This is a genomic window from Leptotrichia sp. oral taxon 215 str. W9775, from assembly GCF_000469505.1.
Lineage (GTDB): Bacteria > Fusobacteriota > Fusobacteriia > Fusobacteriales > Leptotrichiaceae > Leptotrichia_A.
On sequence record NZ_KI272866.1, the window covers coordinates 41080 to 64149 of the forward strand.

Annotated in this window: 23 protein-coding genes and 1 tRNA gene; 20 read left to right on the forward strand and 4 right to left on the reverse strand. The window is 33.3% G+C overall.

All coding sequences use genetic code 11. The features are described 5' to 3' along the window. Nucleotides 1-12: 12 nt before the first annotated feature. The 3 genes from HMPREF1984_RS08985 to HMPREF1984_RS08995 all read left to right on the forward strand — a co-directional run bounded on the left by HMPREF1984_RS08985 (nt 13) and on the right by HMPREF1984_RS08995 (nt 2493). On the forward strand, nt 13-1434 hold the full coding sequence (locus HMPREF1984_RS08985) for an aminoacyl-histidine dipeptidase (protein ID WP_021767667.1): 1422 nt from the start codon (nt 13-15) through the stop codon (nt 1432-1434). Beyond that, a complete protein-coding gene (locus tag HMPREF1984_RS08990) occupies nt 1427-1918 on the forward strand; it encodes an N-acetyltransferase (RefSeq protein ID WP_021767668.1) in 492 nt (163 codons plus the stop codon). The genes HMPREF1984_RS08985 and HMPREF1984_RS08990 overlap by 8 nt, the downstream gene beginning before the upstream one ends. A 113-nt stretch (nt 1919-2031) precedes the next feature. Next, nucleotides 2032-2493 carry a GNAT family N-acetyltransferase gene (locus HMPREF1984_RS08995; RefSeq protein ID WP_021767669.1) on the forward strand — a complete coding sequence of 154 codons (462 nt, stop codon included), beginning with the start codon at nt 2032-2034 and terminating at the stop codon, nt 2491-2493. Between the two features lie 110 nt (nt 2494-2603). Here HMPREF1984_RS08995 and HMPREF1984_RS09000 read toward each other — a convergent pair whose 3' ends face one another. From HMPREF1984_RS09000 to HMPREF1984_RS09015, 4 genes are read right to left on the reverse strand one after another with little or no spacing between them, the layout of a single operon-like run. Next, entirely contained in the window at nt 2604-3254 is a 651-nt protein-coding gene (locus HMPREF1984_RS09000) for a phosphate ABC transporter ATP-binding protein (RefSeq protein WP_021767670.1), read from the reverse strand. Beyond that, nucleotides 3226-4083, reverse strand: a complete 858-nt coding sequence (locus HMPREF1984_RS09005; RefSeq protein WP_021767671.1) for a PstA family ABC transporter permease — start codon at nt 4081-4083, stop codon at nt 3226-3228. Before HMPREF1984_RS09005 ends, HMPREF1984_RS09000 begins: the two co-directional genes overlap by 29 nt. Beyond that, nucleotides 4073-4936: a phosphate ABC transporter permease subunit PstC gene (pstC, locus tag HMPREF1984_RS09010; protein WP_036100433.1), complete on the reverse strand. Its 864-nt coding sequence runs from the start codon at nt 4934-4936 to the stop codon at nt 4073-4075. The genes HMPREF1984_RS09005 and pstC overlap by 11 nt, the downstream gene beginning before the upstream one ends. 40 nt (nt 4937-4976) lie before the next feature. After that, on the reverse strand, nt 4977-5891 hold the full coding sequence (locus tag HMPREF1984_RS09015; RefSeq protein WP_021767673.1) for a phosphate ABC transporter substrate-binding protein: 915 nt from the start codon (nt 5889-5891) through the stop codon (nt 4977-4979). Nucleotides 5892-6771: 880 nt separating this feature from the next. Between HMPREF1984_RS09015 and HMPREF1984_RS09020 the strand changes: the two genes are divergently transcribed. The 17 genes from HMPREF1984_RS09020 to HMPREF1984_RS09100 all read left to right on the forward strand — a co-directional run bounded on the left by HMPREF1984_RS09020 (nt 6772) and on the right by HMPREF1984_RS09100 (nt 23029). Then, complete coding sequence (locus HMPREF1984_RS09020; RefSeq protein WP_036100435.1) at nt 6772-7899, forward strand: acyl-CoA dehydrogenase family protein; 1128 nt, start codon at nt 6772-6774, stop codon at nt 7897-7899. A 30-nt stretch (nt 7900-7929) separates the two neighbouring features. Beyond that, the gene (locus tag HMPREF1984_RS09025) at nt 7930-8745 is read left to right on the forward strand and encodes a phosphate/phosphite/phosphonate ABC transporter substrate-binding protein (protein ID WP_021767677.1); all 816 of its coding nucleotides are present in this window, start codon (nt 7930-7932) and stop codon (nt 8743-8745) included. 9 nt (nt 8746-8754) lie between these two features. Continuing rightward, the gene (locus HMPREF1984_RS09030) at nt 8755-9933 is read left to right on the forward strand and encodes a cobalamin-independent methionine synthase II family protein (protein WP_021767678.1); all 1179 of its coding nucleotides are present in this window, start codon (nt 8755-8757) and stop codon (nt 9931-9933) included. Next, nucleotides 9926-10393, forward strand: a complete 468-nt coding sequence (locus tag HMPREF1984_RS09035) for an OsmC family protein (RefSeq protein ID WP_021767679.1) — start codon at nt 9926-9928, stop codon at nt 10391-10393. Before HMPREF1984_RS09030 ends, HMPREF1984_RS09035 begins: the two co-directional genes overlap by 8 nt. Before the next feature lie 51 nt (nt 10394-10444). Beyond that, a tRNA-Sec gene (locus HMPREF1984_RS09040) sits at nt 10445-10541 on the forward strand. A 229-nt stretch (nt 10542-10770) separates the two neighbouring features. After that, complete coding sequence (gene selD / locus HMPREF1984_RS09045) at nt 10771-11745, forward strand: selenide, water dikinase SelD (protein ID WP_198011777.1); 975 nt, start codon at nt 10771-10773, stop codon at nt 11743-11745. Nucleotides 11746-11808: 63 nt separating this feature from the next. Beyond that, on the forward strand, nt 11809-12624 hold the full coding sequence (gene yedF, locus HMPREF1984_RS09050) for a sulfurtransferase-like selenium metabolism protein YedF (protein WP_036100436.1): 816 nt from the start codon (nt 11809-11811) through the stop codon (nt 12622-12624). A gap of 10 nt (nt 12625-12634) precedes the next feature. Further along, a complete protein-coding gene (locus tag HMPREF1984_RS09055; RefSeq protein WP_021767682.1) occupies nt 12635-12934 on the forward strand; it encodes a DUF3343 domain-containing protein in 300 nt (99 codons plus the stop codon). Between the two features lie 17 nt (nt 12935-12951). Then, complete coding sequence (gene selB / locus HMPREF1984_RS09060; protein WP_021767683.1) at nt 12952-14835, forward strand: selenocysteine-specific translation elongation factor; 1884 nt, start codon at nt 12952-12954, stop codon at nt 14833-14835. A 3-nt stretch (nt 14836-14838) separates the two neighbouring features. Beyond that, nucleotides 14839-16218 (forward strand): L-seryl-tRNA(Sec) selenium transferase, encoded by a 1380-nt coding sequence (selA, locus tag HMPREF1984_RS09065; protein WP_021767684.1) that lies wholly within the window; start codon nt 14839-14841, stop codon nt 16216-16218. Nucleotides 16219-16506: 288 nt separating this feature from the next. After that, on the forward strand, nt 16507-17655 hold the full coding sequence (locus HMPREF1984_RS09070) for a double-cubane-cluster-containing anaerobic reductase (protein WP_021767685.1): 1149 nt from the start codon (nt 16507-16509) through the stop codon (nt 17653-17655). Nucleotides 17656-17691: 36 nt separating this feature from the next. After that, complete coding sequence (locus HMPREF1984_RS09075; protein WP_021767686.1) at nt 17692-18474, forward strand: acyl-CoA dehydratase activase; 783 nt, start codon at nt 17692-17694, stop codon at nt 18472-18474. An 86-nt stretch (nt 18475-18560) separates the two neighbouring features. Then, nucleotides 18561-19352 (forward strand): transporter substrate-binding domain-containing protein, encoded by a 792-nt coding sequence (locus tag HMPREF1984_RS09080; protein WP_021767687.1) that lies wholly within the window; start codon nt 18561-18563, stop codon nt 19350-19352. 173 nt (nt 19353-19525) lie between these two features. Continuing rightward, entirely contained in the window at nt 19526-20338 is an 813-nt protein-coding gene (locus HMPREF1984_RS09085; RefSeq protein WP_021767688.1) for a transporter substrate-binding domain-containing protein, read from the forward strand. Nucleotides 20339-20413: 75 nt separating this feature from the next. Next, the gene (locus HMPREF1984_RS09090) at nt 20414-21118 is read left to right on the forward strand and encodes an amino acid ABC transporter permease (RefSeq protein ID WP_021767689.1); all 705 of its coding nucleotides are present in this window, start codon (nt 20414-20416) and stop codon (nt 21116-21118) included. A gap of 4 nt (nt 21119-21122) precedes the next feature. Then, entirely contained in the window at nt 21123-21866 is a 744-nt protein-coding gene (locus tag HMPREF1984_RS09095) for an amino acid ABC transporter ATP-binding protein (protein WP_021767690.1), read from the forward strand. 29 nt (nt 21867-21895) lie between these two features. Next, complete coding sequence (locus HMPREF1984_RS09100) at nt 21896-23029, forward strand: PLP-dependent aspartate aminotransferase family protein (RefSeq protein WP_021767691.1); 1134 nt, start codon at nt 21896-21898, stop codon at nt 23027-23029. Nucleotides 23030-23070 lie beyond the last annotated feature (41 nt).

A 23070-nucleotide genomic window follows, 5' to 3' on the forward strand; every position in this document is an offset into this window, starting at 1 on the left:
GAGGTATTTTAAATGTTAGAAAATTTTGAACCAAAAGATGTATTTTACTGGTTTGAGGAATTATCTAAAATTCCCCGTTGTTCAAGACAGGAAAAGAAAGTAAGTGATTTTCTGGTAGATTTTGCTAAAAAAAGAAATCTTGAAGTTTACCAGGACCATGAAAATAACGTAATTATAAAGAAACCTGCAACTCCGGGATACGAATCAAAGCCTACAATTATTATGCAGGGACACATGGATATGGTTTGTGAGAAAGTAAAGGGTTCAAGTCATAATTTCTGTGAAGATCCTTTAAAACTGCAGGTAAAAGACGGATGGATAAGTGCAGAAGGAACTACTCTTGGAGGAGATGACGGAATAGCTGTGGCTTATGCTCTGGCTTTTCTTGACGGAAACTATCCACATCCTAATCTTGAGGTGTTAATTACAACTCAGGAAGAACTTGGAATGGAAGGTGCTCTTGCAGTGACAGGAGAACATTTAACTGGAAAATATCTTTTTAACATAGATGGAGAAGTTGAAAATGAACTTCTTGTAGGATGTGCCGGAGGAGTAACGATTACTTCAGTAAAGGAACTTAAAACTGTAGAGCCTACTTTGAAGGATGCCTATAAGATTGAGATTGAAGAACTGACAGGAGGACATTCCGGGCAGGAAATACATAAATCACGTGCAAATTCAATAAAAATTGCTGCACAGTTACTGGATAAAATTTCAGGGAAGGTGGAACTTATTTCGCTGACTGGAGGATCAAAACATAATGCAGTTCCTACAACAGCAGTTATTGAACTGTTTGCAGATAATGAAGCTATTGAGGAGCTGAAAAATAAAGCGGAAGAACTTAAGAAAAATTATAAAATTTCCGATCCTAATATGAAAATTGTGTTCACTTCAATCGATTCAGGAGAAAAAGTATGGACATGTGAAACTTTGAAGGCAGTTGTTGAAACATTGATAGCTGTGCCAGACGGAGTATGCTATATGGATCCTGTACTGGATGGACTTGTTGAAACAAGTCTTTCTAACGGTGTGCTGGAACAGAAAGATGGTAAACTATATCTGACAACATTATTGCGTTCTTCAAATAAGGCAAGGGAAACTGAAGTTAAAAGACGTTTTGAACTGATTGTAACTTCAAATGGATTTGAAATATCAGATAACGGAGGATATCCGGGGTGGCAATATGATCCTGATTCTGCATTGCGTGTGAAGGCAATAGAAGTGTATAAGAAACAGTTCGGGAAAGAGCCAAGTGTAAAAACAATGCATTGTGGACTGGAATGCGGTATATTGAAAATACCTTTACCAAATACAGATATGATTACATTTGGTCCGGATATGCAGGCAATTCATACTGTAAATGAACGTCTGAATATAGAGTCTGTAGGAAGAATATGGGAATTTCTGAAAACATTGGTGATTTCACTTGATTAAATTAATATCTGTAAATAATGACAGATTGAAACAGGAAGTACTGGATATTTATATTGGTAATGACTATTATTTTAATAAAATATTGAATATTCCTCAAAGTATAACCAATGTTGAACAGGATATTACAAATATCCCTGATGGAGTTCAAAAAAGTCAGAAAAATTACAGAATAGTTTCTTTTAATGATGAAATTTTGGGTACAGTTGATTATATAACTGGTTATCCTGAAAGAAATACTGTTTTTATAGGTCTTTTTATAATTAAAAATAACAAACATGGACAAGGTTTTGGTAGAAAAGTATTTAATTACTTAGAGGATTTGTTTAAAAGGGAGGGATTTTTAAAAATAAGACTGGGAGTAATTACTGATAATGAAATAGGATTTTCTTTTTGGAAAAAACAAAATTTTAAAGAAATTGAAAGAAAAGTTTTGAAGTTTGGAAATTCTGAAAAAGAAGTCATTGTTATGGAAAAGAAAATATAATAAAAGAATAGGGAAAGAAATATAAAAACTTCTTTCCCTAAAATGCTTATAAATTAGAGAAATTTTATTATAAAAAATTTGGAGAAGAATGACTTTGTTTTGAGGAGAAGCTTATGAGAATAGAAACTCAAAGATGCCTTATTAGAAATTTCAATGAAAGTGATGTTTACACATTGTATTGTATTCTAAGCAGTCCAAAAGTAATGGAATATATTGAACCACCATTTACAGAGGAGAAGACAAAGCTTTTTATAGAAAATAATGGATTGATTCCTTCGCCCTTAGTGTATGCATTGGAATACAGAAATAATAATAAATTAATTGGTCATGTTATTTTTCACGAATATGACAGTAAAAGATATGAAATTGGGTGGATAATAAGTGAGGAATATTGGAATCAGGGGATAGCTGATGAAATTACTAAATCACTTATAGATTTTGCAAGAAAGAAATTGATTCATTCACTAATTATTGAATGTGATTCAAGACAGAATAAGACAATTAAACTGGCAGTTCGAAATGGTTTTAAATTGATAAGTGATAAAGACCTTTGTATTTACGAGCTGGTTTTGTGACAAAATACGAAAATAAGAAATTATTATGGGAAGTAAAAGCAAATAGCCGATACTTCCCTTTTTTCAACCTTTACACATATTATAGAGCCAATTTTTATACGGCCTCTACTTTATTTTCCAATCAGAATAGTCCTGTCTGCTATTCTTTTAGCCTGTTCTTCATTGTGTGTAGTTAGAATTACCGTATATTTTTCAGACAACCTTTTTATAAGTTTTTCTATAATGAGGGTATTTTCCATATCAAGAGAAGAACATGGCTCATCAAAGATAAGAATATCAGGGTCTGTTGTCAGCATTCTTGCAATACATAGTCTCTGTTTCTGACCGCCTGACAATTTCAGTGCTGACATTTTAAGATCATCTTTTACTTCATTATAAAGATTTACATCTTTCAGATAGCTGGAAATTCTTTCTTTTTTATTTTTTACTTTTCCTTCGTAAAATTCTATCGGATATAAAATATTATTTTCTATGGATAATGGAAAAGGTTTTGAATCCTGAAATAATGTAGAAATACTTCTTCTCAGCTGAATCGGTTTCATAGCCTTTATATTTTCCCCTTTCAGAATGACATCTCCAGTGTATTCCCCACCATTTTCAGTAAGAAAGCCATTAATTAGAGATAATAATGTTGATTTTCCACATCCTGAAGGTCCCATTATGCAAAGAATTTCATTTTTTTTAATATCGATATTTATATCTTTTAAAATTTCTTTACCACCGTAATATATATTAATGTTTTTTATTTCTAATATATTCAACTAACATTCCTCCCGTTCCAAGCATTATAACTTCTGATAGAATATGCATAATTATGAGAATGCAAATCAGCACAAAAGCAGTGGCATAAGCTTTTTCATACAGTGCTGTCTGTCCTAAAAGCATATGCAGATGAAAAGGTAATGCCATGACAGGTCTTAGTAGTTTATTTGATGAACCACCTATGAAAACAGCACCTGTCAGAAGTAACGGTGCTGTTGCCCCCATTGCATAACTTCCTGCAAGTATACCTGTAGATATTATTTCCTTTCTGATTATTGGTAATACAAGTTTTTTACACATGTAGTCTTTTCCAACTCCCAGAGAAAAACTCTCCCTTATGATTTTTTTGTCTATATTCATGATACTTTTTTCAATCCTTATTTCCACAAATGGAAAAACCATAATTCCAAGTGAAATTCCTGCAGTCAGCATACTTCTTGGAACATTTAGCATCACTATGAAAAAACCGTATACAAATAAGCCTATAATTATGGAAGGAACAGAAGAAATACACTGTATTACAAGTCTGATTGCCATATTAATCTTTTTTGAATTACAGTAGACAGTGTTGTAAATGGCACAGCCTGTTCCAAGTATAATGGAAAAGAAAATAGCCAGAACCATTAAAAAAACAGATCCCATAATGGCATTTTTTATACCGCCTTCACTTCCAAGGGGCATTCCTTTAGGATTTTCTGTCAGAAAAGAAAGATTTATTTCCCTGATTCCTTTGGATATTACAAAATAAATTATACTGAAAATAATAAAAAAGACAGTAACTGTCGACAGATAAATCCATATTTTTATAATAAAATCCTTAATTTTCAATATATGCTCTCCTTATTCCATTTAAAATAAAAAATATTATGTTAATAATCAGTACTGCAATGAGCAGAATAAAAGCTGATGCAAATAGTGCAGAATAATGTCTGCTTCCTACTTCGCTCATTCCAATTTCCAGAGCTATCAGGGCAGGAACAGTTTCAGCCTTTGTAAGTATATGAGGAAATTGAGGGGAATTACCTATGACCATCATAACTGCCATTGTTTCCCCTGTTGCCCTTGCAAAAGCCAGAAGAAAGGCTGTAACTATTGAAAATTTTGTTTCACTGAAAACAACTTTCCTTATAAAATATTCCTTTGTGACACCCAGGGCATCAGAATCCTTTTCAAATTTTCCCTTAACTGTTTCTATTCTTTCAATACAGCTCCCAACAAAAAAAGGGATTATCATTATTGACAAAATAAGGCTCCCTGCTAAAACTGATTCTCCTGTGGATAAGGAAAATGAATTTTCCAGAAGTTTCAGTATGACTATCATTCCAAAAAAACCATATACTATGGACGGTATCCCCGAAAGGATATTTACCGTCCATATAATTATTCTTTTTACTGCATTTTTAGAATAAAAGCATATAAACATTGAAATTCCATATGAAACAGGAAATGATATTAAGCATGCTAAAATTGAAATATAAAATCCTGCATATAGAATATTAAATATTTGAAAGCTCTGATGAGGTTCACTTGCCCTCCATGTATTTCCCAGAATAAAGTCACTTAACTTCTGTCCCTTGAAAAATGGGTAGGCTTCTGTAAATAAATACATCAGCATTGTTATTAATATAAGCATGGATAATACTGTGAGCAGATATATTGAATATCTGAAAATATTTTTCACTTTTTACCTCACTGTTATTTAAATTTACTGATTTACACTTTTATTCTGATACAGGAATGAATCCCATGTCTTTTATAACTTTTTTACCTTCTTCAGATTTAAGCAGGTCAACAAATATTTTTTCAGTTTTTGTCAATTCTCCGCTTTTCATTATTATTAAAGGTCTTGAAATATAGTAAGATTTATTTAGGATATTTTCTTCGCTTGGTTCGATATTATCCACTTTCAGAGGAATAAGTTTTCCTTTATTCTGATTTGTTATTCCGAAAGAAGCATATCCAATAGCATTTTTATTTTCAATAATTTTTGCAACAAGGGCTCCCATTGTAGGTGCCTGAATAGCATCCTGTCTAACGTTTACATCCTTCATTACGTTTTTCTGGAAAACTTCATGAGCTCCACCACTAAGATCACGTGTTACTACTACGATATCTTCGTTAGGAAGGGATTTATCCAAATCGCTCCATTTTTTGTATTCTCCAGAGAATATTTTTATAATTTCATCTTTTGTAATATTTCCACCTTTTAATTTAATAAATGGATTTTCAGGATTTACTGAAATAGTTAGTGCATCAAGTCCCAATGTAAATGCCTTCAAATCTTTAACTTTTTCTTTTTCGCTATCTTTTATTCCACGTGCAAGCATTCCAAAGTTTGCTACATTGTCAAGAACAGCCTTTACTCCTGCTCCTGATCCACCTGATGAAACATATATTGTAATATTTTCAGCCGGAAGAGAAGGATCTACCTTATCCCATGTTTCATACTTTTCAATAAATGTAGTTGAGATTTTACTTATTACCGGAGCCAATGTTGATGACCCGCTGAAGCTTATCTGTGTATTAACGTCAGATTTTGCTCCTGCTGATTCTCCGCCTTTTGCATCTTTGTTTCCACAGCTTGCAATAATTGTCAGAAAAATTATTGCCATTAAAAATGTGAATGTTTTTTTCATGATTGTCCTCCTAAAATTTGTAATTTTCAATTTAATTATACTACCTAAATTTGAAAAGTCAAAATATTTTTTTAATTTGATTTATAAAATTTTCACATACAAATCAAAGAAAATGGAATCAGAAAAGTGAATTCTAAAAAGATTTTATAGGATTTTTTTGAATGTTTTATGTTAAATGAAGGCATAACCGACCAGGATAGCAATCAAGATAAAAATTCCGTAGAAAATTACTTCATGTATTGGGAGATGAAGCTGATTGAAAGGACGGTTCCTGATAAACCGAACAGTAGAAACTAGAAATATAGAAAACGTTAAAAAATAAATATGACCAGAAACCTTATAAAACAAGGGAAAGAAAGAGGTCATATTTTTTTTGGAATAAAAAATTAAAAAAAGACTACTCTAAAATGTTGCATTATTTGAGATTATGAGGTAAAATAAACATGAATGTATTAAAGATATAGAACTGAGAAAAGGAGGAAGAACTGACATGAACAATTATAATTTCAAGATATCACAAATTAAGAAATTACTAAACAGTATAGATTTATGCTCTTGACCATTGAAGATGTTAAAAGAGCAGGTTGTTCTTTATGCTGAAAAATGTGATAGGAAATTTATATTGTTTGCTGTTTCTTTCTGTTTTTTATATAAGTAAATAAAGTCTGGAAGGCGAAAGGCCTTCGATTAAAACATGTAAATTCTTATCTGACCAGCTGTTTAAGAGAGCTATTTTTTCTTATGAAGATAAATCTAATCAATGTATTTTAATTTAAATTTTGAATCTGATATTTTGAATATTTGTTCTGTTATTTTTCCGGAATTCTATTTTTGTAGTTCTTTAATATATAAAAATTACGAATTTTTAGGAGGAATAGTTATGTCAAACTATTACAATGAAGCAAGTGAATTTGCAAAAAACCACATTTTACCTTACAGTAAGGAAATCGATGAAAAACAGGAATTTCCTGTAAAATCATTTGAAAAAATGGGAAAAGCAGGATATTTTAAAGTGATGATACCTAAAGAATATGGAGGTCAAGGTGGAACACTGGAAGATCATGCGGCGATTTGCCGTGCTTTCTCAAAAGAATGTGCTACTGCAGCTCTTTGCTATATGATGCATAATGTGGCAGTTATGACTATTTTAGTAAATGGAAGTGAAGAATTAAAAAGCAGAATATTTAAAGATGTTGTAGAAAATAATAAATTTTTAGCACTGGCATACAGTGAACTTGGAACAGGAACACATTTTTATATTTCAGATATAAAAACAGAAGTTAGTGACAGCACAGTAAAATTCAATGGTCTGAAAAGCATGGTAACTTCAGCGACTCACGCTTCTTATTATCTAGTTCTTGCACCATCTCAAAAAGAAGGAGCTGTTGATAACTGGGTTTTCCCATTGGAATCAGAAGGATTAAATTTCAAAACTAATACATGGCATGGACTTGGAATGCGTGGAAATGTTTCATGTCAAATGGAACTTAACGATGTAGTGCTTGACAAAAGTTACCGTATAGGTGAAGAAGGAACAGGAGTGGATCAGGTATTTAATGTTGTGGCACCTTATTTTGTTACAGGACTTGCCGCTGTTTATACAGGTGTATGTCAGGCTATACTGGCAGAAGCTGTGGAACATTCAACAAATAGAAAATACCCTACCGGTAAATCATTAAGTGAAATAGAGACAGTTCAAATACATCTGGCAAAAATTTATAGTCAGACAAATGCTGCAATCTTATCAACAGAAGAAGCTGCAAGAGCTGCAGTAGAAGGTAAGGAAGATGCATTGGCAAAAATACTTGCTGCAAGAATATTTGCAAGTGAAGCTGCGATTGAACTTGCACGTATTGGAATGAGAATAGGTGGAGGAAAAGCCTATAACAAAGCAGGAAATATGGAAAGACTGCTTCGTGATTCATACGCAGGACAAATAATGGCTCCAAGTGTTGATGTTCTTACAATTTGGCTTGGAAGAGCGATAACAGGACAACCTCTTGTATAGGTTAAAATATTTTGGAAGGAATGATAAAGAATGAGTAATGTAAAAATAGGGGCAGTAATTTATGCTCCAAAAGTAACAGTAATATGGGGAATAATTGCAGACTTTTTTAAGGAAGAAGGGTTTCCTGTTGAGCCGGTTTTTTATAAGGATTATGTAAGTCAGATAGATGGATTGATGAATGGGGAAATTGATATTGCGTGGAATTCTCCATTGGCATGGGTTGATGCCTATATCAGAACTAAAGGAAAAGCTCTTGATGGATCAATGCGTGATACTGACAGGGATAGACAGACTTATCTTGTAGTAAGAAAAGATAGCGGAATAGAAAGTATAGAAGATTTAAAAGGGAAAATCATAGGTTTTGGTGCAATAGATTCACCACAGGCCCGTCTAATTCCTATATACAATCTTCATGAAAAAGGTCTTGAGTATGGAAAAGACTATGAAGAAAAAAGATTTGACTTAGAAGTAGGACTTCAGGGAGATCATATAGGTGGAGAACTTGATTCTGCAAAAGCAATGCTTTCAGGAGAAGTTGCAGCTACATGGATGCTTGACTTCAACTATGATGCATGGATAAAAGATGGTACACTTGATGAAAATCAGGTGAAAATACTGTATAAGACACCAAATTTTGATCATTGCATATTTTCAGGAAGACCTGACATGGATAAGGAGAAATTTAATCAATTCTTTGAAGTGCTTCATAAAATGGATTATAACAATCCTAAACATAAAGAAATGATGGATATGGAAGGGCTTAAAGAATGGGTTCCGGGAAGAACGGAAGGATTTAATCAGCTTCTGAATGCAAATAGATATTTAAATTATTTTAAGGAAGATTAGAGGTAAAATATGGAAAAATACTTACCTTTTACAACTTCTCTTCTAGGTAGTATGCCTAGAAGCAAGAAAATAATGCAGTACAGAAGAAAAGTACAGTCGGGGGAAATTTCATCAGATGAACTTGACAGCCTGGTGGCAGAAGAAACGTTGAAAATCGTTGAAATGCAGAAACGGTGCAATGTTGATATTATTACCAATGGAGAATTAAGCAGGGATAACTATGTTTCGTTTGTTTCAGATAAGCTGAAAGGTGTTACAATGATGAACATGGGAGACATGCTCGAATATATTGAAGATAAAAAGGCATTTGAGCAGATTCTGGAAATTCTGGATGTTCCGGCTGTAAGCATAAAAAATGCAATCTGTACAGGGAAAGTGGAATATGATAAGGAACTTGTAGCAGATGAAATGGCAGAATTGAAGAAAATAACAGATGCCCCTGTTAAAGCCACTTTGCCCGGGCCTTATCTGATGACAAGGTCTATGTGGCTTCCTGCCCTATCAAAGAAATATTATAAAAATAAGGAGGAACTGGGGCAGGATATAATAAAAGTGCTCAAACAGGAGATCGACAGGCTGGCGATTATAAAAACGGATGTAGTACAGTTTGATGAACCTGTACTTACAGAAGTTGTATTTTCAGAAGGACATACACGTTCCTTCATGTGTGCCGCCCTTTCTGAAAAGAAGGATCCAAAAGAAGAACTGGAATTTGCCACAGGATTAATAAAAGAAATTGTAGAGTATGCTAAAGGAAAAAATATTGCTGTTTCCCTCCATGTGTGCCGTGGAAACTGGAGTAAAAATGAAAGTACGCTGTTAAGCGGGCCTTATACTCCTCTGTTACCGCTTTTTGAAGAAGTGAAGCCTGACATACTGACTCTTGAATTTTCAACTCCACGTGCAGGAGAGCTGAGTTCCCTGCTGGAGAGTGAAATTATAAGAAAAAACTGTATTTTAGGCCTGGGTGTTATTAATCCCAGAACAGACAATATTGAAACTTCTGAAGAAATAGTTGAAAGAGCGGAGGAAGCATTGAAATGGCTTCCTAAGGAAAAAGTGTGGTTAAATCCAGATTGCGGATTTGCTACATTTGCAAACAGACCTGTAAATACAATGGAAATAATAGAAAAAAAACTCATTCAGCTTGATAAGGCAAAAAAATATCTGAGGGAAAAATATGAGTAATCTTTATGAATCAAGAAATTATGATGTGTCTTACAGGGCAATATTGACAAATAAGGAAACTGTAAAAGTTTTTACTGAAAAGAATTTTATAGAAGTTACAAGTGAAGTGGAATTTGATTCAGAGAAAAGCCAGTACAGTTCCATAAATTATTTTGCAAGCTCCATAGTGGGTGGGATAATTCACAGTCTTAAGAATACTGGTAAAAGAAGTGGAATTTTCTTAGGTGAAATAGAAGGAAAAATAAAAATTAAACTAAAAAATCCCCTCACTTTATTAGGAGTAAAGGGTTATGAAGAAGAACCTGTAATATCAGAATGTTCCATTATAATGTATATTTATTCGGAACTTGACGATGAAGAAATTATAAAGTTTTGTGAAAAGGCTTTAAAGTATTGTTATATCTATAACACAGTAAAAAAATCTATAAATATGGATATTAAATTTGTACCTATTATTTAAATTTGATATTGATTTTCTATAATTTATGTAGTATAATTATTATATTGGAATGGGAGTGGATGAGTTCTGGTGTTCTCTCCGGTCTTCAAAACCGGCGTGAGGGGTTAGGAGCCTCTCAGGTGGGTTCGATTCCCACACATTCCCGCCAGTATAATAAGAATAAATTATGAAATAGGCAGTATCACTTAGTAGAAGTTTAATTGTTCCATAGGTGATATTTTTTATTATATTAATATAATAAAAAATAATACTGTATTTTTTTATCTTATTTTGGTTTTTTAATATAGAATGATATAATAGAAATAAAAAAGTTAAAGGAGAGATAAATGGACGAGAAAAAATTAAGTATGATAGTTTGTGGAGGCTGAAACTCAAAAATAGGGCCGGGAGCTCTATCAGGTCTATTGGATGATTTACCTAAAAAGAAGGATGAAAACCTTATAGTAGGTTACGAGTCATCTGATGATGCGGCGGTTTATAAAATATCTGAAGATAAGGCGATTATTCAGACATTGGATTTCTTCACAACTATGATAAATGACCCATATTTATATGGACAGATAGCTGCGACAAATGCACTGAGTGATGTTTATGCAATGGGAGGTAAGGTAATAACAGCTTTAAATATAGTTGCCTTCCCTGAGAAAATGGATATGGAAATATTGAAGCAGATATTAAAAGGTGGTGCTGAAAAGGTTCACGAAGCAGGAGGAGTTCTTGCCGGAGGACATTCAATACACGATTCTACGCCGAAATACGGACTATCAGTTACAGGAGTTGTACACCCTGACAAAATACTGGTAAACAATAACTGTAAAGAAGGAGATGTGCTCATAGTGACAAAACCTTTAGGTGTAAGTATTATAAATTCTGCACATATGATAAAAGAATGTTCGGAAGAAGCTTTTGCCACGTGTGTCAAACAAATGACAACATTGAACAAATATGCGGCTGAAGTTATGGAAGAGTATCCTGTAAACAGTTGTACAGATATAACAGGTTTTGGATTTTTAGGCCATCTTGTGGAAATGCTGGATGGAAAATATTCAGCTGAAATTTTCTCTGAAAATATTCCTGTACTTCCTGAAGCATACCACTGTGCAAGCGAGTTTATAATTACAGCAGGAGGACAGTTAAACAGAAACTATCTTAAGGATAAGGTAGAATTCAAGGTTAATGATTTTCCAATGGAGGAAATAATGTTTGATCCTCAGACATCGGGAGGACTTCTTATAAGTCTGCCTGAAAAATATGGGGAAGAACTGCTGGAAAAGTTAAATAAACTGGAAATAAAAAGTGCAATAGTGGGAAAAGTTGTAAAAAGACAGGAAAAAGATGTAGTAATTTTATAATTTGAAAAATGACATATATATTAAAAAATTAAAATGAAATTTGTAGCGAAGGGAATGATCAAAATGAAAAAACATGAATTTAATGCTAAAGGAATGGCTTGTCCTTTACCAGTAGTTCAAACAAAAAAATTATTGGCAGAATATGATGTGGTAGAAACAACGGTAGATAACTTTGTAGCAACTGAAAATCTTACAAAACTTGCTGAACAGCTTAATTATAATATTGATGTGAAAAAAGTAAGTGATGAAGAATATATAGTTACAGTGTCAAATCCTGCAGCAGGTAAGGAAGAGAAAAAGGCAAAATTTATAGATACCTCTGAAGACAGATGTGTACTTCCTGTGATTCAGGCAAAACGTGCACTGGAAAAAAACAGTCTTGTAGAACTACTTGTAAATGATGAAGAAAACGTAAAAAAAATTCATGACTTTGCTGCTGAAAATAACTGTAAATTTGTAAGTGAAGTTACTGAAAGCGGAGTATATAAGGTAATTCTGGAAAAAGAAGTTACAGAAGAAAAAGAACAGATTTTACAAATTAAGGATGATAGTTATATAGTAGTTATAAATAAACAGATAATGGGGCATGGAAATGAAGAACTTGGGAAAAAACTGATAAAGGCATTTCTGTATACTCTGACAGAGCAGGAAGTGCTTCCTAAAAAAATATTATTTTATAATGGAGGAGCCCTACTAGTAGATAAAAATCGTAGCCATGTACTGAAAGAATTGAAAGAACTTGAAGATAACGGTGTAGAAATTATGTGCTGTGGAGCATGTATAGATTACTACAAGGTTGATCTTGCAATAGGAAATTCATCAAACATGTATTTCATAGTTGAAGACATGCGTACAGCAAACAGAGTAGTCAGACCGTAGGTGTTATTATATGACTAAAACAATAGATGAAGGAATAGTGGTGTTTTATAACACTCACGATGCAATAAAAGCAGATAATATATGTGATACTGAAAAGATTGATGCGGGACTGGTTCCAGTCCATCCTTCAATCTCACTGGGATGCGGTTTCATGCTGAAAATTTCATGGAATAATTTTAGCAGTCTGATAGAGCTGCTGGAAAAGGAAAATGTGAGATACAAGGCATTATATTATTCAAGGAAAACAGGTATAAAAAGAGAAGTGGAACTGCTTTATGAGGATAATGATATTCCAGAAATAAACAAATAACGAAAGAGAGATATTTAATGAGTAATGTAATAATAGGAACTGCAGGACATATTGATCATGGAAAAACAACACTGATAAAGGCTCTAAGCGGTATAGAAACAGATACAATGACAGAAGAGAAGGAGAGGGGAATATCTATAAACCTTGGATTTGCCTACTTTGACTTGCCAAGTGGGAAAAGATGCGGGGTTGTGGATGTTCCTGGACACGAAAAATTTATAAAAAATATGCTTGTAGGGGCTGTTGGGATAAACCTTGTGCTACTTCTGGTAGATGCAAGGGAAGGGATAATGCCACAGACAAAGGAGCATGCAGACATACTGTCATTATTAGGAGTAGAAAATTTCATAATAGTAATGACAAAAATAGACCTTGCAGATGAGGATTACAGAACTCTTGTAAGGGAAGATATAGAAAGTTTCATAAAAGGAACTCCGCTTGAAGGAAGTCCTATTGTGGAAGTGGATTCTGTTTCACGTAAGGGGATAGATGAACTTTTACATGTAATCGACAAAAAGACAGATGACATAGCGGAACTAAAAAATTCTGGAAATGTGCGTCTTAATATAGACAGGGCATTTCAGGTAAAAGGTTTTGGGACAGTAATAACTGGAACTTTAACTGAAGGAAAGATTTCTGTAGGAGATGAACTGGAAGTTTATCCTCACGATATAAAGACAAAGGTAAGAAATATTCAGGTTCATAAGCAAGATGTAAAAACAGCCTATGCAGGACAGAGAACAGCCATAAACCTGACTAATATAAAAGTTGAAGATATAGGAAGGGGATGCTCGCTTGCAACTCCTGGGACATTAACAAAAACATATATGCTGGATACGGAAGTTCAGATGATAAAAAATTCCGGAATAAACCTTGAGCTTTGGGACAGGGTAAGGGTTTATACTGGAACTTCTGAAGTAATGGCGAGATTTGTTCCACTTGGAGGAGATGTTCTTGAAGAAGGAAGCAAAGGGTTTGCACAGCTCCGTCTTGAGGAAGAAATAGCTGTAAAAAATTATGATAAATTTATTATAAGAACTTATTCGCCTATGATAACAATAGGGGGAGGAGTAATACTGGACTGCAATCCTAAAAAACATAACAGGTTCAATGATGAAATCTTAAATAAACTTAAGATACAGTCTAAAGGAAGTGGCAAGGATCTTATAGCAAACTATATTTTACTTAACCAGCAGTATCTGGTTACAGCAGATAAGATTGCGAAGGCACTTGAAAAATCTTCTGAAGAAGTATTGAAGGATCTGGATGAACTTCTGGAGGAAAAAACTGTATATGTAACAAAGGAAGGATATATACATTCGAAAAAATATGAAGATGTAAGTGAAAGAATTGCGGCAGTTATTTCAGATTATCATAATAAATTTAAGCTGAAAAAAGGAATGTCCAAGGCTGAACTTATTTCAAAATTTAAAATGAATCAGAAGGAATTTGCAGCTATGGTTGAACTTCTTTCTGTAAATAAAGTTTTAAAAATAGAAGGAAATTTCGTTTCAATTTTTGATTTTTCTGTAAAATATGATGATAAGCAAATGCAGGAAAAGAAACGTATTGAGAAAACCCTTCTGGAAAGTGCATTTACACCTCCAACAATAAAAGAACTTACAAAAGGTAACAAAGTAGCCAATGAAGTTCTTGACTCACTGTTAGGAGATACTGTAATCAGGCTGAATGAGGATATTGTTATCCATGTCCGTACATTTGATGAGGCAAAAAATAAGGTTCTGAAACATTTTGAAGGAAATAAGAAATTACTGCTTTCAGAATTTAGGGATATGACAGGTTCGACTAGAAAGTATGCCCTGCCAATATTGGAATACATGGATAAGGCCGGTGTAACAAAGAGAGTTGAAGATTACAGAGTAAAGGGAAATGAGGTGTAAAACATGAAGCATTTATTATCAAAAATTCCGGCAATTAATAAAATACTTATGACGGAAGAAGTAAAACAGCTGCTGGAGGAATATCCTGAAGTTTTTGTAAAGGATATTGTAAAAAAAGAAACAGAAAATATAAAAAATGAAATATTGAATAATAGTCTTAATGAAGTACCTTCAATGGAAAAAATTATAGAAAAAATTAATCATTCAGTGAAGAAAAATTATAAATACTCCCTAAGAAGAGTTATAAATGCAACCGGGACAATACTTCATACTAATCTTGGAAGAAGTATCCTCAGTGAAAGCATAAAGGAAAACCTTATAGATGTTGCATTCAATTATTCCAATCTGGAATTTAATCTTGCTGAAAAACAGAGGGGAAGCAGATATGTGCACCTAATAGATATTATTAAACGTCTTACAGGAGCAGAAGATGTTCTTGTGGTTAATAATAATGCCGCCGCTGTAATGCTTACTTTGAGTACATTGGCAAAGGATAAGGAAATAGTAGTATCCCGTGGAGAGCTTGTGGAAATTGGAGGAGCTTTCAGAATACCTGAAATAATCAAGCTGAGTGGGGGAACTATTCAGGAAGTGGGGACAACAAATAAAACACACCTGAAGGACTATGTCAATGCTATTAATGAAAATACAGGAATACTGCTGAAAGTTCATACAAGTAATTATAAAATAGTAGGATTTACAAAGGAAGTAACCTATAAGGAACTTGCAGATTTAGCCCATGAAAAAGGCCTTGTAGCTGTAAATGATTTGGGAAGTGGACAGTTTGTGGACTTTACTTCTTATGGCCTTACATATGAGCCTACGGTAAAGGAAGTACTGGAAAGTGGAATAGATGTAGTTACATTTAGCGGGGACAAACTTCTGGGAGGGCCTCAGGCAGGAATAATTGTAGGAAAGAAAAAATATATAGAAGCCATGAAAAAGAATCAGCTTACACGTGCACTGCGTGTGGATAAAATGACAATAGCGGCACTGGAAGCTACATTCAGGCTTTATCTTGATGAAGAAAAGGCATTGAAGGAAATTCCCACATTGAACATGATTTCCATGTCAATGGAAGAATTAAAGGAAAAGGCTGAAAAATTTGCTGAAAAGGTTAAGGAAACAGCTTTTACATCTGAAATAATGGAAGATAAAGCGGAAATTGGCGGAGGAAGTTACCCCGGTGTGTATCTTGACAGTGTATCAGTAAAACTGACACATAATACAAGAACGGCAACAGAAATAGAAGGAATTTTACTTGAAGCTGATATTCCAATTATTACAAGAATTAAAGAAAACAGTATTATTTTTGATATGAGAACATTAAGGGAACAGGAATTTAACTTAGTAGTGGAAAGTCTCAAGAAAATTAGAAGTTAATATGGAAAATTGTATTTATTAATTATTTAAAATTTCACAATATAAAACAGGAGATGAATTTAGAAAAAGTCATCAGCCTGGAAACTTTAGGCGAATTTTGACTTTTTCTTAGTGAATGACTGTTTTATATAAGTGAAATTTTAGTAAATGTATAAATACAATTTCCTGATATTTATTTATATTTTCTGGAAACAGTTCCTAATATTCGTGAAAATAGTAGCAATTACTTTGTTTAAAATGTGGAAATTTTAAAATAAATCTAAAGTAATATCAAAGGAGGAAAATCAAATGTTAAGATTACCTGAAAATTTTGAAAGCTATTCTGAAGCAAGACAGGCAGGATTCCTTAAAATGAAGGAACTGAAAGAAAAAGGAGGGAAAATAGTAGGAACTTATTGTACATTCGTACCTACGGAACTGATTATGGCGGCAGGAGCTGCTCCTGTATCTCTTTGTGCAACAAGTGAAGAACCAATAAGTGCGGCAGAAACACATCTGCCAAGAAACTTATGTCCGCTTATAAAGGCGAGTTATGGATTTGCACTTACAGATACGTGTCCTTACTTTTATTTTTCAGACTTTATAGTAGGGGAAACAACTTGTGACGGAAAAAGAAAAATGTTTGAATTGATGAATGATATTAAGGATACCTATGTAATGCAGCTTCCTTCTTCAAGGAATGAGGCGGCTTTAAATTCATGGGAATATGAAATGAAAAGATTTCAGGAAAAACTGGAAGATTTTTATAATGTTAAAATAACGGAAGAAGATATAAAAAAGGCTATTGAACTAAAAAATAAGGAAAGGGAAGCAGTACTTAAATTTCTTGAACTGGGAAGATTAAATCCTTCTCCAATATCAGGTTATGAGTTAAGTACAAAACTGGATGCATTGAGCTTTATGCCAAATATGGAGGATAGAATAGCTTTAATCGAAAAAAGAACAGAAGAAGTGCTGAAAGACTGGGAAGAAAACTATAAGGGAAAACCGTCAAGAAAACCTAGAATACTTGTTACAGGATGTCCTAACGGAGGAGTAAGGGATAAAACTATAAAGATAATAGAAGAACTTGGAGCAGATGCGGTGGTATTTGACACATGTAATGCCACAAGGGAAAAAATAGATAAAGTTAAGACGGATTTACCTGTGTATAGAGCACTGGCAGAAAAATATCTGAATATAAACTGTTCTGTTATGAGCCCAAATACTAAAAGACTGGACTATATAAGAGATATGATAGATGAGTATGAAGTGGACGGAGTATTGGAAATTGTATTACAGGCATGTCATACATTTGCAATTGAAGCCCATAATGTAAAAAAAGCTGTAATTGAAAAAGGAAAGTCTTACATTAATATAGAAACTGATTATTCAATGGCTGATATGGGTCAGATTACTACAAGGCTTGAAGCATTCCTTGAAACAATGGATAAATAGGAAATAAATGAAATATATGATGGGGAGAACATTAAGATGGATTATGATTATTATGTTGGCATTGACATAGGTTCTACAGGTTCAAAAGTTGCGGTTATTGATGGGAAGTCACTTGTTTATTATTTTAATTTTCCTACAGGATGGAACAGTAAGGAAACTGCAAATGAAATATACAGAAGACTTAAGGAAAAATCATTTACTGAAAATATGAGATGTGTGGCAACCGGATATGGTAGAATCTGCGTAGATTATGCTGATAAAGTCGTTACAGAAATAACTTGTCATGGAAGAGGGGCCTATGCCTTGTTTGAAAGGGACTGTACAGTTATAGATGTAGGTGGCCAGGATACAAAGATAATAACTCTGGAAGATGGCCAGGTCAGGGATTTCCTGATGAATGATAAATGTGCCGCAGGAACAGGGAAATTTATAGAAATTATGGCAAATAGGCTTGGAGCGACTTTTGATGAGCTGTATGATATTGCCAAGAAGGGAAACCCGCTTTCTATAAGTTCAATGTGTACAGTATTTGCTGAATCTGAAGTTATAAGCCATATTGGTGCAGGCGAAAAAAGGGAAGATATAGCTTCAGGAGTAATATCTTCAGTTGCTGAAAGGGTGGCAAATCTTTGTAAAAGACATGGATTAGGAAATGAAGTTTTTCTTACAGGTGGACTTAGTGGAATGCCTTATTTTATAGAAGTACTGTCAAAAAAACTGAACAGGGATATAAAAACTCATCCGTTGTCAAGATATGCAGGAGCAATAGGAGCCGCACTGACAGGACTTTCAAACAGAAAGATAATTTTAGAACCTTAAATAGAAAAGGCAGGAACGTGATAAAATCAATAAAAATAAGTACTTACTATTGAATATTAACAAAAATTAAATATAGGAGAAATTTAATGAAATTGAGAGGGAAAATTTTATTAGGAGTTTTAACAATCTGTTTATTATTCTTAATGTCTTGTGGAAATGCCGGGAATAAGCAGGAGGCCCCAAAGGAAGAAAAAATGAAAGTAAGAGTTGGGGTTGAAGCAGATTATCCACCATATACTTTTACTGATCAAAGTGGAAAAATGACAGGATATGATGTTGAAGTACTGGAAGAGATTGGAAAAAGAAAAAATTTCGATGTGGAATTTCTTGTTACACCTTGGGACGGAATGTTTTTAGGACTGGAAGCAGAAAAATTTGATTTGCTGACAGATCTTTCAAAAAGTCCTGAAAGAGAACAGAAATATGATTTTACTGATGAATATTTAGTTTCAGGACCACAGATAATAGTAAAAAAAGGAAGAACAGATATTCAAAAAATAGATGATTTTAAAGGTAAAAAAATTATGTCAAGTGTTGGAAGTGAATATAATGAACTGCTAAAAAAATACAATAAAGATGAACAGTTTAAAATAGTGTATTATGATGGGGATGTAACAGTTGCCTTTGATGAAATAGTTCAGGGAAGGGCAGATGCTACAATTAATGATAGACTTACTGCAGGATATTTTATAAAACAGAAGGGTGACATAATAGAATTAGTGGGAGACCCTATTGAAAGATCAACTGCACACATGATTGTCAGAAAAAATGATAATAAGTTAAAGGAAGCAATAAACGAAGGATTAAAAGAAATGAAAGCTGACGGAACTTTAGCAAAACTATCAGAAAAATGGTTTGGGGCAGATTATACAAAATAGCTTCAGTTTCCAGATGTTTAAAATATGATATCAATAATATGATATAAATAAAATTTTAAGAAGGGAGATACGTAGAACTGTTTTAAAGTAAGAATTCTATTATATTATTAAGAAGTTTATAAATATTTAATGTGATGGAATTTTTATTAACATGGTCTATGTAAAAATAACGTATGAAAAAGAATTTTTTAAATGTAATTATCCTTTTATTAATGGGATTATTTTTAGTAAGTTGTGGTGGACAGAAGCAGGATGCATCAAAGGAAAGTCCTCAGGGAGAAAATGGGAAAATAAAAGTAAAAGTTGGAACAGAAGGAACTTTTGCACCTTTCAGTTATATGGATGATAAAGATAACTTGACAGGATATGACATTGAAGTTGTAAGAGAAATTGGAAAAAGGGCAAATATTGATTTTGAATTTATTCCTACACCTTGGGATGGGATGTTCTTAGGACTGGAATCAGGAAAATTTGATATGATTGCAAACCAGGTTACAAAAAATCCTGAAAGGGAAGAAAAATATGCATTTTCTGACGATTATTTGACAACAGGGGCACAAATAATTGTAAAAAAAGGAAGAACAGATATTAAATCATTGGATGACTTAAAAGGGAAAAAAGTGTTAATCTGTTTAGGATGTAATTATCAGAAAATGTTGACAGAATATGATACGAAAAATGAAATAAATCCAGGAAACTATGAGGGTTCAGAAACAATAGCACTTGAGGAAATAGCAGAAGGAAAAATAGATGCAACTATACATGACAGACTTGTAGCAGCTTACTTCAATAAAAAGAAAGGTTCAGAACTGATAGAAACAGTTGGAGATGTTATGGAGAAAAAATCTGTATACTTCGTATATAGAAAAGATGCTAAATCTGAAGAAATAAAAAATAGAATGAATAAAGCACTGGAAGAAATGAAAAAAGATGGAACTTTAGCAAAATTATCAACGCAGTGGTTCAATGAAGACTATACAAAATAGTATCCGGTATTTTGAATAAAATTTAAATATAAAATAGTCTGGAAAAAAAGTTAATGTCGAAAGGAACAGAGAAAAATGCAGAATCAGCTTTTAAATTATAAATTTATGGTAAATTCATTTGGTAAAATACTGAGTGCGTTACCAGTCACTTTGAATATTGCTATTGTAACTATGATTTTTTCTTTAATTTTAAGTTTTTTTGTAGCACTTGCCAGAATAAATAAAATAAAAGTAGTGTCAAAACTGGCAACTGTCTATGTATCATTTATAAGAGGAACTCCTCTTCTGGTACAAATTTACCTGTCATATTATGGGATACCGAAGGTTCTGAATCACATGAATGCTAGATTTGGATGGTCATTAAATGTAAATAATGTTCCAATAATTGTATTTGTTTATGTTGCATTTATTCTAAATATGTCGGCATATATGTCAGAAACTTTCAGGGCTGCAATATTATCAGTAGAAAAAGGACAGATGGAAGCTGCAATTTCAGTAGGAATGAGTAAGTGGCAAGCCATGAAAAGAATTGTTCTGCCACAGGCTTTTGTTATAGCATTGCCTAACTTTGGAAATTCATTTATAGGTCTGATAAAAGATACTTCACTTGCATTTGTAGTATCAATAGTGGAATTAATGGGTAAAGCTAAAATAGTAGGAGCACAGGGGCTTAACTTCTTTGAAGTTTACATAGTTGTAGCATTGATTTACTGGGCAGTGTGTATAATTGTGGAAAAATTACTCGCAATTTTAGAGAAAAAAATAAGGATAGGGGGATAGTGGCATGCTTAAAGCTGAAAATATAAAACTGTCCTTTGGAGATAATGAAATATTGAAGGGAATAAACCTTGAAATAAAGGAAGGACAAGTAGTAAGTATTATTGGTCCAAGTGGTTCAGGGAAATCTACTTTTTTAAGAAGTCTAAATTTTCTGGAAACTCCCAATGACGGGGAAATCACATTTGATGGAAAAAAATTTGATGTCAAAAATATATCGAAAAAAGATATAAACGAATTGAGAAAATATACAACAATGGTATTTCAGAACTATAATCTTTTTAAAAATAAGACAGCATTGGAAAATGTAATAGAAGGACTGTTAGTTGTAAAAAAAATGAATAAGGAAGAAGCAGTTGGAATAGGATTGAAAATGCTGGAAAAAGTAGGACTGAAGGATAAAGCGGATTCATACCCTAATCAGCTTTCAGGAGGACAGCAGCAGAGGGTAGGTATAGCAAGAGCCATTGCAATGAATCCAAAAGTAATACTTCTAGATGAGCCAACTTCGGCACTGGATCCTGAACTTATAGGAGAAGTACTTAAGGTTATAAAGGACATGGTTCAGGAACATATGACAATGATTATTGTTACACACGAAATGCAGTTTGCGAGGGAAATATCAGATTATATTATTTTTATGGATAATGGTGTGATAGTGGAGGAAGGAACACCGGAAAAAGTTTTTGTAAATTCTGAAAATGAGAGATTGAAAAGCTTTTTAAAAAGATATTCCGGTGTTAATGAATAAAATAATAACTCAAAATTAAGGAGAAAAAAATGGAATTTGAAACAAGAGCCGTTCATGGTGGTGAAGAAAAAAATAAGGATAAGTTTTTTGGAAGTACGATTGATATGGCTTCAGCCTTCCCAATAAAGAAGTTTGGAGAATCTCAGGATTTCGTATATTCAAGATCAAATTCGCCAACTAAACAGGATTTGGAAAAACTGATGGCTAATTTAGAAAATGGGAAATATGCTTATGTATTTTCTTCAGGAATGGGAGCGACAAATGCTGTTCTAACATTATTTCAGTCAGGAGATCATGTAATAGTGGGTGCTGATGTCTATGGAGGAACATATAGGATAATAAAAGAGCTGTACCCAAAATTTGGGATAGACTATACTTTTGTTGATACCACGGAATTAAAAAATATAGAAGATGCAGTAAAAGAAAATACGAAGGCGATTATTGTTGAAACACCTTCCAATCCTCTTATGGATGTCACTGATATAAAAGGAACTGTTGCCATAGCAAAAAAGCATGGAATAATAACTGTGGTAGACAACACTTTTCTGACACCTTATCTGCAAAAACCATTGGATTTAGGTGCTGACATTGTAATACACAGTGCAACAAAGTTTTTATCAGGTCACCATGACATTATAGCGGGAGTAGTTGTAACTAATGATGAGGAAATAGGAGCAAAAATAAAGTTTGCAATGAGAACTGCAGGAGGAATAATGTCACCTTTTGATAGCTGGCTGTTAATAAGAAGTTTGAAAACTTTAAAAGTTAGAATGGATGCCGCTCAGAAAAATACAGAGCAGCTGGTGGAGTTTTTCCAGAATCATCCTGCTGTAAAGGAAGTTCTATATCCTACAGCTGACAACAATAAAGGGAAAAAAATTCAGGAAAGTCAAGCTAGTGGAGGTGGAGCAGTCTTTTCCTTCAGATTAAAGGATGACAGAAGAGTTGCACCTTTCTTTAATAACTTGAAGTTAGCAACATTGGCAGCAAGTTTAGGAGGAACTGAAACGCTGGTAACTCATCCTGCGACTATTACTCACGATGATATGCCTGAAAAAGAAAGGGAAGCAAGAGGTTTAACATATTCGTTAATAAGAGTCGCCCCAGGGATTGAAAATATAAAAGATCTTATAGAGGACTTTAAACAGGCATTGGAAAAGTAAATTACACAAACATAGTTAAATAATAAATTTATATATATTAT

What these genes read in the sequence shown, in the direction of transcription:
- HMPREF1984_RS09025 (WP_021767677.1), top strand. Translation starts at nt 7,930, where the DNA reads ATGAGTAATGTAAAAATAGGGGCAGTAATTTATGCTCCAAAAGTAACA.
- HMPREF1984_RS09085 (WP_021767688.1), top strand. Translation starts at nt 19,526, where the DNA reads ATGAAAAAGAATTTTTTAAATGTAATTATCCTTTTATTAATGGGATTA.
- HMPREF1984_RS09015 (WP_021767673.1), bottom strand. Translation starts at nt 5,891, where the DNA reads ATGAAAAAAACATTCACATTTTTAATGGCAATAATTTTTCTGACAATT.
- yedF (WP_036100436.1), top strand. Translation starts at nt 11,809, where the DNA reads ATGAAAAAACATGAATTTAATGCTAAAGGAATGGCTTGTCCTTTACCA.
- HMPREF1984_RS09095 (WP_021767690.1), top strand. Translation starts at nt 21,123, where the DNA reads ATGCTTAAAGCTGAAAATATAAAACTGTCCTTTGGAGATAATGAAATA.
- selA (WP_021767684.1), top strand. Translation starts at nt 14,839, where the DNA reads ATGAAGCATTTATTATCAAAAATTCCGGCAATTAATAAAATACTTATG.
- HMPREF1984_RS08985 (WP_021767667.1), top strand. Translation starts at nt 13, where the DNA reads ATGTTAGAAAATTTTGAACCAAAAGATGTATTTTACTGGTTTGAGGAA.
- HMPREF1984_RS09075 (WP_021767686.1), top strand. Translation starts at nt 17,692, where the DNA reads ATGGATTATGATTATTATGTTGGCATTGACATAGGTTCTACAGGTTCA.
- HMPREF1984_RS09020 (WP_036100435.1), top strand. Translation starts at nt 6,772, where the DNA reads ATGTCAAACTATTACAATGAAGCAAGTGAATTTGCAAAAAACCACATT.
- HMPREF1984_RS08995 (WP_021767669.1), top strand. Translation starts at nt 2,032, where the DNA reads ATGAGAATAGAAACTCAAAGATGCCTTATTAGAAATTTCAATGAAAGT.
- HMPREF1984_RS09090 (WP_021767689.1), top strand. Translation starts at nt 20,414, where the DNA reads ATGCAGAATCAGCTTTTAAATTATAAATTTATGGTAAATTCATTTGGT.
- HMPREF1984_RS09080 (WP_021767687.1), top strand. Translation starts at nt 18,561, where the DNA reads ATGAAATTGAGAGGGAAAATTTTATTAGGAGTTTTAACAATCTGTTTA.
- HMPREF1984_RS09070 (WP_021767685.1), top strand. Translation starts at nt 16,507, where the DNA reads ATGTTAAGATTACCTGAAAATTTTGAAAGCTATTCTGAAGCAAGACAG.
- HMPREF1984_RS09035 (WP_021767679.1), top strand. Translation starts at nt 9,926, where the DNA reads ATGAGTAATCTTTATGAATCAAGAAATTATGATGTGTCTTACAGGGCA.
- selB (WP_021767683.1), top strand. Translation starts at nt 12,952, where the DNA reads ATGAGTAATGTAATAATAGGAACTGCAGGACATATTGATCATGGAAAA.
- HMPREF1984_RS09100 (WP_021767691.1), top strand. Translation starts at nt 21,896, where the DNA reads ATGGAATTTGAAACAAGAGCCGTTCATGGTGGTGAAGAAAAAAATAAG.
- HMPREF1984_RS09055 (WP_021767682.1), top strand. Translation starts at nt 12,635, where the DNA reads ATGACTAAAACAATAGATGAAGGAATAGTGGTGTTTTATAACACTCAC.
- HMPREF1984_RS09030 (WP_021767678.1), top strand. Translation starts at nt 8,755, where the DNA reads ATGGAAAAATACTTACCTTTTACAACTTCTCTTCTAGGTAGTATGCCT.